8 protein-coding genes are annotated in these 8,847 nt (G+C 63.1%); 5 read left to right on the forward strand and 3 right to left on the reverse strand.

Going from position 1 to position 8,847, the window contains the following annotated elements:
* Positions 1 to 64: 64 nt before the first annotated feature.
* Positions 65 to 817, reverse strand: a complete 753-nt coding sequence (locus MUB52_RS21120; protein WP_263846133.1) for an SDR family NAD(P)-dependent oxidoreductase — start codon at positions 815 to 817, stop codon at positions 65 to 67.
* A 119-nt stretch (positions 818 to 936) separates the two neighbouring features.
* Here MUB52_RS21120 and MUB52_RS21125 point away from each other — a divergent pair, with 119 nt between their 5' ends.
* From MUB52_RS21125 to MUB52_RS21145, 5 genes are all read left to right on the forward strand, one after another.
* Positions 937 to 1,317, forward strand: a complete 381-nt coding sequence (locus MUB52_RS21125) for a VOC family protein (protein ID WP_263846134.1) — start codon at positions 937 to 939, stop codon at positions 1,315 to 1,317.
* On the forward strand, positions 1,314 to 1,763 hold the full coding sequence (locus tag MUB52_RS21130) for a methyltransferase family protein (RefSeq protein ID WP_263846135.1): 450 nt from the start codon (positions 1,314 to 1,316) through the stop codon (positions 1,761 to 1,763). The genes MUB52_RS21125 and MUB52_RS21130 overlap by 4 nt, the downstream gene beginning before the upstream one ends.
* A 125-nt stretch (positions 1,764 to 1,888) precedes the next feature.
* Complete coding sequence (locus MUB52_RS21135; protein WP_263846136.1) at positions 1,889 to 3,463, forward strand: Re/Si-specific NAD(P)(+) transhydrogenase subunit alpha; 1,575 nt, start codon at positions 1,889 to 1,891, stop codon at positions 3,461 to 3,463.
* 12 nt (positions 3,464 to 3,475) lie between these two features.
* On the forward strand, positions 3,476 to 4,972 hold the full coding sequence (locus MUB52_RS21140; protein WP_263846137.1) for an NAD(P)(+) transhydrogenase (Re/Si-specific) subunit beta: 1,497 nt from the start codon (positions 3,476 to 3,478) through the stop codon (positions 4,970 to 4,972).
* Between the two features lie 224 nt (positions 4,973 to 5,196).
* Positions 5,197 to 6,480, forward strand: a complete 1,284-nt coding sequence (locus tag MUB52_RS21145) for a DUF3422 family protein (protein WP_263846138.1) — start codon at positions 5,197 to 5,199, stop codon at positions 6,478 to 6,480.
* 221 nt (positions 6,481 to 6,701) lie between these two features.
* Here MUB52_RS21145 and MUB52_RS21150 read toward each other — a convergent pair whose 3' ends face one another.
* Positions 6,702 to 7,691 carry an ABC transporter permease gene (locus MUB52_RS21150; RefSeq protein WP_263846139.1) on the reverse strand — a complete coding sequence of 330 codons (990 nt, stop codon included), beginning with the start codon at positions 7,689 to 7,691 and terminating at the stop codon, positions 6,702 to 6,704.
* Positions 7,684 to 8,760, reverse strand: coding sequence for an ABC transporter permease (locus tag MUB52_RS21155; protein ID WP_263846140.1), 1,077 nt, complete (start codon positions 8,758 to 8,760; stop codon positions 7,684 to 7,686). Before MUB52_RS21155 ends, MUB52_RS21150 begins: the two co-directional genes overlap by 8 nt.
* Positions 8,761 to 8,847 lie beyond the last annotated feature (87 nt).

Raw genomic sequence — 8,847 nt, forward strand, 5'->3', positions numbered from 1 at the left:
CCGACCTGCCAACACCAACGCCGGAACAGGCAGGTGCGGTGGGCTTTCAGGCCGCCGCTTTGCGCTACATTTGCCCGCCCGCGATTTCGATGGCCTGGCCGTTCACGCTCTCCGAGCCATCGGAGGCCAGCCAAAGCGCGGCTGCGGCGACTTCTTCCGGCGCGATCAACCGGCGGTGCCGATTGGCCGAGACCATCATCGCGCGCGCCTTCTCTGCGCTGACCCCCGCGCGCTCGGAGATCGAAGCGGTGTTCCGCACCACGATGTCCGTATCCACATAAGCCGGGCAGAGGGCGTTGAAGGTGATGGGCTTGCCGAGATAGTCCTCGCTGAGCGCGCGGATCAGCCCGACCAGCCCGTGTTTCGATGCGGTGTAGCAGGCCGCCCCCTGTAACCCGCGTAGCCCCGCAATCGACGAAACGGCGATCACGCGGCCCCAGTCGGTCTGGCGCATGGATGCGAGTGCCTCGCGGATGGTCAGGAAGGCGCCGTCGAGGTTGGTGGCCATCATGTTGCGCCAGAAGTCCAGATCGGTCTTGTGCAGGGCGCGGCCTTCCGCGATGCCGGCGTTGGCCACGCAAATCTGGATCGGGCCGCGCGCCGCGACCGCCTCGGCCGTGCGCTCAACGACATCGTCTTCGTTGCGAACATCCATCACCAGACCGAAGAGACCATCGCCCGCAGCGGCATCGAGCGTCGCCTGCCGCCGGCCCGTAATGGTCACCCGCGCGCCCTGCGCGACCAGTGCGCGCGCAATCGCAAGCCCGATGCCGCTGCCGCCGCCCGTGACCAGCGCGTGCTTGCCGTCAAGGCTCATGTCCTGCCCTCCCTGTTGCCTTGCAGCAAGACTAGCGGTGCGGTGCGCACGCACAAGGGCGGCTTGTCTCGACGCACTGCCCGGCATAGCCTTGTGGACGTCCATCAGGAGGGTGAGCGATGCAACGCGTGCGAGGGTTCGGCGGTTTTTTCTTTCGCGCGACGGATCCGAAGGGCCTGGCGGCCTGGTATGCGCAGCACCTCGGTATCTCGGAAGTGCCGCAGGATTATGAGACGCAGGTCTGGACACAAGATGCGGGTCCCACCGTCTTTGCGCCCTTTGCCGCCGGCACGGCGTATTTCGGCAACGTCGAGAAGCAGTGGATGCTGAACTTCCGGGTGGACGACCTCGATGCAATGGCCGAGCAGCTGCGATCTGCGGGCATCGCAGTGGAGATGGACCCCGAGGAGTTGCCGAACGGACGGTTTGCCCGGCTATACGATCCGGAAGGCAATCCGATCGAGCTCTGGGAGCCCAAGACGGCGGAGCGCACGTCTTGAAATGGCTCGACCTGCCGCCGATCTGGCTGATCGGTTTCGCAGTGCTGGCCTGGCTGCAGGCGCAGACCCTGTCCTTCGGGCTGAGCCTCGCCCATCCTGTCACGTCTTTTCTCGCAGGTATCCTGATCGGGGGTGGGATCATTCTGACCGGGCTCGCGGTCATGGAATTCCGCAAGCATCGAACGACCATCATCCCGCATCAGGAACCCGTCAATCTCATACAATCCGGCATCTTCAAGCGCACGCGCAACCCGATCTATCTGGCCGACGTGCTGATCCTCGCGGGCTTGTGCCTGTGGTGGGACGCGGTGCTCGCGCTCGCCCTTGTGCCCATCCTCGTCTGGGTGCTCGAGCGGCGCTTCATCGTGCCCGAGGAAAACCGGATGCGGCGCATCTTCCGGGCGGACTATGCCAGATATGAGCAAAAAGTGCGCCGCTGGGTCTAGGTTCTTTGCATTTGTTGCGCGACGCTGTGGGGCAGGTGCTTGTACCTTCCGAGCCTGCGGGGTAGTGGACAAGGCGAGTCTTTGCGCCATTTTGGGCAAAAACGCATCAAACGGGGGAGTTTCAGTTGAAGATCGGAACACCAAAAGAAACTTTCGAAGGTGAAGCACGCGTTGCAATGACACCCGAAAGTGCGGCACAGCTGCAAAAGCTGGGTCATGAGTGCATTATCGAAGCAGGCGCCGGCGAAAAGGCAGGCTTTGCCGACGCAGATTACAAGGCGGCAGGCGTCGAAATCGCCAAGACCGCCGCAGCGCTCTGGAAAACGGCCGATGTGGTGGCCAAGGTGCGCGTGCCCGACGAGGCCGAGATGAAACGGCTGCGCGACGGGCAGACACTCATCTCTTTCTTCAGCCCCGTGGCCGATGAGGCCAAGATGCAGGCCGCCGCGAAAAAGGGCGCCACCGTCATTGCAATGGAGATGATCCCCCGGATCTCCCGCGCTCAGAAAATGGACGCGCTGTCGTCCATGGCCAATATCGCGGGCTACCGCGCGGTGATCGAGGCGGGCAACAACTTCGGGCGCTTCTTCACCGGACAGATCACCGCGGCGGGCAAGGTGCCGCCTGCGAAGGTTCTCGTCGTTGGTGCGGGTGTGGCGGGCCTCGCGGCCATCGGCACCTCCACAAGCCTCGGCGCCATCACCTATGCCTTCGACGTGCGGCCCGAAGTGGCGGAGCAGGTCGAATCCATGGGGGCAGAGTTCGTCTATCTCGACTTCGAGGAAGAACAGCAGGACGGCTCTGCCTCGGGCGGCTATGCCTCTGTGTCGTCTCCGGAATTCCGCGAGGCGCAGCTCGCGAAGTTCCGCGAGTTGGCGCCCGATATGGACATCGTGATCACCACCGCGCTGATCCCCAACCGCGAAGCACCAGAGCTGTGGACCGAGGACATGGTGAAGTCCATGAAGCCGGGATCGGTGATCGTGGACCTGGCGGCGGAGAAGGGTGGCAACTGCAAGCTGACCGTTGCGGATGAGAAGATCGTGACCGAGAACGGTGTCACGATCATCGGCTACACCGATTTCCCGAGCCGCATGGGCACCCAGGCCTCGAGCCTCTACGCCACGAACATTCGGCATCTGCTGGCCGATCTCACGCCGGAGAAGGACGGGGTCATCAACCACAATATGGAAGATGACGTGATCCGCGGGGCGACGATTGCGCACGCCAAAGAGGTTACCTTCCCGCCGCCACCGCCCAAGGTCGCCGCCATCGCGGCAGCGCCCAAGAAGGAAGCGCCGAAGGAACTGACGCCGGAGGAGAAGAAGGCACGGGAACTGGAAGCCTTCAAGACGCAGACGCGCAACCAGGTGGGCCTTCTGGCCATCGGCGGCGCACTGGTACTGGCTGTGGGGCTGGTCGCACCCGCGAGCTTCATGCAGCACTTTATCGTCTTCGTCCTCTCCGTCTTCATCGGCTTCCAGGTCATCTGGGGCGTGGCGCATTCGCTGCATACACCCCTGATGGCTGTCACCAATGCGATCTCCTCGATCATCATTCTCGGCGCGCTCATCCAGATCGGGTCCAACTCGTTGCTGATCACCTTCCTCGCGGCGATCTCGGTCTTCATGGCGGCGATCAATATCTTCGGTGGCTTCCTCGTCACCCGGCGCATGCTCGCCATGTTCCAGAAATCGTAAGGGGTAGGGGCAATGGAATTCGGATTTACGATTGCGGCCTATGCGGTCGCGGCAGTGCTCTTCATCCTCAGCCTTGGCGGGCTTTCGGGGCAGGAAAGCGCGAAACGGGCTGTCTGGTACGGCATCGTGGGCATGGCGATTGCGGTGCTGGCGACGCTGATCGGGCCCGGACAGGGCCTGGGCGTGGTGTCGATCATCCTGATCGCGATGGGCGCCGCGGTGGGCTATCAGCTCGCCACCAAGGTGCAGATGACTCAGATGCCGGAGCTGGTGGCGATCATGCACAGCCTCGTTGGTCTGGCCGCGGTCTTCGTAGGATTCAACGCCGACATCATGATCAACAACCTCAGCGATCTCTTTATGGAGAATGGCGGGGTGCTGGGCGCGGTTGCCGAAGATGGCTACACCGCCGTCGGTCTGCCGAAGGAGGTCTATGATGGGCTGTCGTCCTTCGGTCAACTCATCGCCAAGAAGACCAACGTCGAGGTCAACATCCTGAAGGTCGAACTGGTGCTCGGTATCTGGATCGGGGCCGTGACCTTCACCGGATCGGTGATCGCCTATGGCAAGCTCGCGGGCAAGGTCGACACCTCTGCCAAGAAGCTGCCGGGCGGGCATCTTCTGAACGCAGCGGCCGCGGCGCTGTCGCTGATCTTCGCCATCATGTATCTCGGCGGATCGGGCAGCTGGACGCTGGTGCTGTTGACCCTTCTGGCGCTCTTCATCGGCTATCACCTGATCATGGGGATTGGCGGCGCGGATATGCCGGTGGTCGTCTCCATGCTGAACAGCTATTCCGGCTGGGCGGCGGCGGCCATCGGCTTCTCGCTTGGCAATGACCTGCTGATCGTCGTCGGCGCGCTGGTTGGCTCCTCCGGTGCGATCCTCAGCTACATCATGTGCAAGGCGATGAACCGATCGTTCATCTCGGTCATCCTGGGTGGATTTGGCGGCCCGGCGGGCGAGCAGATGGCCGTGGAAGGCGAGCAGGTGGCGATTGAAGCCGACGGCGTCGCCGCGGCGCTCAATGAGGCGGACAGCGTGATCATCATCCCCGGCTACGGGATGGCGGTGGCGCAGGCGCAGGGCGCGGTCTCGGATCTGGTGCGCAAGCTGCGCGCGGCGGGCAAGACGGTCCGCTTTGCGATCCACCCGGTGGCCGGGCGTCTGCCGGGGCACATGAACGTGCTGCTCGCAGAGGCGAAGGTGCCTTATGACATCGTGATGGAGATGGACGAGATCAACGAGGACTTCCCCGATACCGACGTTGCGATTGTCATCGGGTCCAATGACATCGTGAACCCGGCCGCCCAAGACGATCCGAACTCGCCCATCGCGGGCATGCCCGTGCTGGAGTGCTGGAAGGCCAAGCAGGTCTTCGTCAGCAAGCGCGGGCAGGGCACGGGGTATTCGGGCATCGAGAACCCGCTGTTCTTCAAGGAGAATACGCGGATGTTCTATGGCGATGCGAAAGCGTCTCTGGACAAGCTCTTGCCGATGATCGACTAGGGGGGTCGCCCTGGTCCGTGAGCAGACACGCCGCCCCTCGGGGCGGCGTTGTTTTGCCCGGGTGGCCCAAGGCCCACCCCACCTGCCGGCGGCTGCGGCAGCGTCTGTTGCCAAAGCCTTGGTCAGTATGCCATTGTATCCACTTAACTTGTTGATAAGTATTGAGAAATTATTTGACATCACAGGCTTGCGCATTATTCCTCTGATAAAACCGGAGCAGTGTCATGTCCCCCATCAGCGACCATCCCCTGCGCTACAAGCTGGCCAACGAGCTGCACGCGCGGCCGTTTCCCTCTCTGACGCCGCCCTCATCTGTGGCCTATGTGGCGATCAAGCAGCCGAACGATGCGGTGAGCCGGGACCGGGAACGGGATATGGCGCATCTGGTGGCGCTGCTGGATCGGCACGGCGCGCCGCACCCGCAGCCGGGGGCCACGCATTACTACGGGCAGATCGGGAAGTACTGGCTGAAGTGGGAGCAGCACACCGAGTTCGTGACCTACACCGCCTTTTCGGAGAACGGTGTGACGCGGGCGTTCGATCCGACGGAGTTCGAGGTCTTCCCGGCGGATTGGCTGGAGGACGCGCCGGGGCAGCGGATGACGTCGATCCTGCTCAATGTGGTGCCGAAGCCGGCGGCGGCGGAAGAGATCAACGCGCGGTTGAAGGATTGGTTCGTCTCCGAGAGCCTCGCGGTGTCTTCCGTGCTGGATGATGCGGCAGTCGTCGCGGGCGACTTCCGGATCGATCTGAATGGGCATCTGCGTTTTGCGGTCTTTGCAGATGAGGCGACGGGTGCGCGGCGGATCGGGCGGATCGTGCAGCGGCTCTGCGAGATCGAGACCTACAAGACCATGTCGATGCTGGGGTTTGCGCGGGTGCGCTCGCTGCAGCCGCAGCTCAACGCGCTGGACACCAAGCTGACCGGGCTGATGGGCAAGATGAGCGACGAGCGCGCGTCCGCTGAAGAGACGCTGCATGATCTGCTGGCGATCTCGGCAGAGCTCGAGACGCTTTCGGCGCGATCCTCCTTCCGGTTTGGGGCCACCGGCGCCTATGAAGCGCTGGTGAACGAACGGATCGGGGCGCTGCGGGAGGAACGCTTCCTGGGCCGGCAGCATTTTGGCGAGTTCATGATGCGGCGCTACGCGCCTGCGATGCGCACCGTGCATTCGGCCGAGGCGCGGCTGGAGGCGATGTCGAGCCGGTCGATCCGGGCGTCCAACCTTCTGCGGACGCGGGTCGATGTGGAGCGCTCGGCGCAGAACCAGTCGCTGCTGGAGAGCATGGACAAGCGCTCGGATTTGCAGCTGCGGCTGCAGCGCACGGTCGAGGGGTTATCGGTTGTGGCGATCAGCTACTATGCGGTGTCGCTGGTGGGGTATCTGCTTTATCCGCTGACGGAGGCGACGGGGCTGAGCAAGGGGATGCTGACTGCGCTGGTGACGGTACCCGTTGTGCTGCTGGTGTGGTGGCTGGTGCGGCAGTTAAGGAAAAGCGTGGAGTAAGTCGACTTTTCTCCGAAAAGTCGACCAGCGGCACAGGGCGAAAACCCAAAGGATTTTGGCGGAGTCCCGAATGCGTTCGGGGGTCTGGGCGGCGGGACGGCGCTGTTTGGGCTGACGCCAAATGCGCCCCGCCCGCCGTCCCGTGCTTTGCGTCCAGAATTGAGACGGGGCGACGCCGCAGGTTTGCTGTCAAATGCACTCATGCCACTCGGGTTCGCGGTCTAGCGGCCGCGGATCCGGGGATCCAACGCATCTCTCAGACCATCGCCCAGATAGTTCACTGAGAGCACCGTGAGGGAGATCAGGATGCCCGGCAGCATCACGCGTTCTGGGAACTCTTCCATGCGCGGCACCGCGTCTGAGAGCAGTTTGCCCCAGGTGGGGAAGTCGGACGGGAAGCCCACGCCGAGGAAGCTGAGCGCGCTTTCGGTTATGATGGCGGTGGCAAGACCCAAGGTGGCGGACACCATGATCGGGGACACCACGTTCGGCAGAAGGTGCCGCCGGATGATCTTGAACGGTGTGGTGCCAATGGATCGGGCGGCGAGGATGAACTCGCGTTCCTTCAGTGCGAGGATCTCTCCGCGGACGATGCGTGCTGTCTGCATCCAGGAGGTGATGCCGATGACGCCGACAATGAGGATGAACATACCCGTCTCTGGACCGAAGTTGGCCCTGAGCGGCTGTCGGAAGAGCGTCACTGCCACGAGCAGAAGCGGCAGGATCGGCAGCGACAGGAAGAGGTCGGTCAGACGCATCAGCGGCCCGTCGAGCCGCTTGAAGTAGCCTGCGCAGACGCCGATCGCAGTGCCGATCAGCAGCGCGAGGACCATTGCGGTCCAGCCCACCGCCATGGAGGCCCGACCGCCGGCGATCAGCGTGGCGAGGATGTCGCGGCCGAGGTTGTCGGAGCCCAGCGGCTTTTCCCAGCTGACCCGCGCCGTGCTGTCCCAGAGCAGTGTGTAGAGCGGGCGCATGTCCTTGTTGCGGATGTCGAGCTGCTTGGCGTCGACCTGCCAGATCAGCGGCCCGATCAGGACGGCGAGCGTGATGAAGAGCAGAAAGCCCCCACCGATCAGCGCGCCCTTGTGCTTGCGGAACTGGTCCCAGACGTCGCGCCACTGGCTGCGCGGCGCTTTGGGCGGCTCCTTGTCTTTCAGCGCGCCGTAGAGCTCGAGCTCAGCCTCGGCGTTCACGCGTTGATCAGTCATAGCGGATCCTCGGGTCGAGCACGCCGTAGAGCACGTCGGCGATCAGGTTGAAGAGCACGATCAGGATCGCAAAGATGAAGGTGAGCGTCATCACCATCGGCAGGTCGTTGGCGAAGAGGGCGGTGAGCAGCAGCTGCCCGATGCCGTTCACCTTGAAGAGTGTTTCGGTGATGATGGCGCCGCCGAAGATCGAGGGCACGCCGAGGGCGATCACGGTGATGATCGGGATCATCGAGTTGCGCAGCACGTGAACGAGGACCACGACGCTCTCCTTCAGCCCCTTGGCGCGCGCCGTGCGCACATAGTCCTGGTTGAGGTTGTCGAGCATGGAGGCGCGCATGAAGCGACTGATCTGTGCGGTGGTTTGCAGGGCAAGCACCATGACGGGGAGGATCATTTGGTTCAGTTGTACTTTGAAAGCGCTCCAGAACCCGGCGAATGGAACTTCGCCAAACAGCCAATCACTGAAGGGGACAGTGTGGGTGGTGTCGTAGATCGAGGGGAACCAGCCCAGGTTGACCGAGAAGATCACGATCACGAGCACGCCGGAGAAGAAGGGCGGGATCGAGAAGCCGATCATGCTGACGAAGGTGCCTGCCTGATCGAAGAGCGAGTATTGTTTGTAGGCGGAGTAGATGCCAATGGGCAGGGCGATGAGAATGCCGACGATGTAGGACATGCCCACGACCCAGAGCGTCTGGGGGAGGCGCTGGACGACGATGTCCATCACCGGTGAGCGGGTCTGCCAGGAGATCACCCGCAGCTGCCCATTGTAGAGGTTGGTGTCGGGCAGCCAGCCGAAGAGGAAGCTGTCGCGCGTCAGCCAGTCGATGAAGACCTGCGGTTCGATCCAGAAGAACTGAACCAGCCATTTCCAGTATTGCACATGGATCGGCGCGCCCAGGCCGAGGGCGTCGCGCATCTTCTGTTTGACTTCGGGGGGAACGGTGAGCGGCACCTGCGCCATCGGATCGCCAGGCGCCAATTGCAGAAGCAGGAAGATGACGATGCTGATGAACAGCAAGGTGGGGATCGACAGAACCAGCCGGCGGATGGTGTAGGTCAGCATGTGCTACGCCTTTATGCGTCAGTCTTATTGTCCTTGGCAGCGGAGCGGTGCGTGGGGCGCCGGGCGGCGCGGGCTCAAGCCCGCTCC

The organism is Roseobacter sinensis (genome assembly GCF_025755255.1).
Taxonomy (GTDB): Bacteria; Pseudomonadota; Alphaproteobacteria; order Rhodobacterales; family Rhodobacteraceae; genus Roseobacter; species Roseobacter sinensis.

Excerpts from the sequence above, each read along its gene's own strand:
- MUB52_RS21120 (WP_263846133.1), bottom strand. The coding sequence starts at position 817 with ATGAGCCTTGACGGCAAGCACGCGCTGGTCACGGGCGGCGGCAGCGGC.
- MUB52_RS21125 (WP_263846134.1), top strand. The coding sequence starts at position 937 with ATGCAACGCGTGCGAGGGTTCGGCGGTTTTTTCTTTCGCGCGACGGAT.
- MUB52_RS21140 (WP_263846137.1), top strand. The coding sequence starts at position 3,476 with ATGGAATTCGGATTTACGATTGCGGCCTATGCGGTCGCGGCAGTGCTC.
- MUB52_RS21145 (WP_263846138.1), top strand. The coding sequence starts at position 5,197 with ATGTCCCCCATCAGCGACCATCCCCTGCGCTACAAGCTGGCCAACGAG.
- MUB52_RS21150 (WP_263846139.1), bottom strand. The coding sequence starts at position 7,691 with ATGACTGATCAACGCGTGAACGCCGAGGCTGAGCTCGAGCTCTACGGC.
- MUB52_RS21155 (WP_263846140.1), bottom strand. The coding sequence starts at position 8,760 with ATGCTGACCTACACCATCCGCCGGCTGGTTCTGTCGATCCCCACCTTG.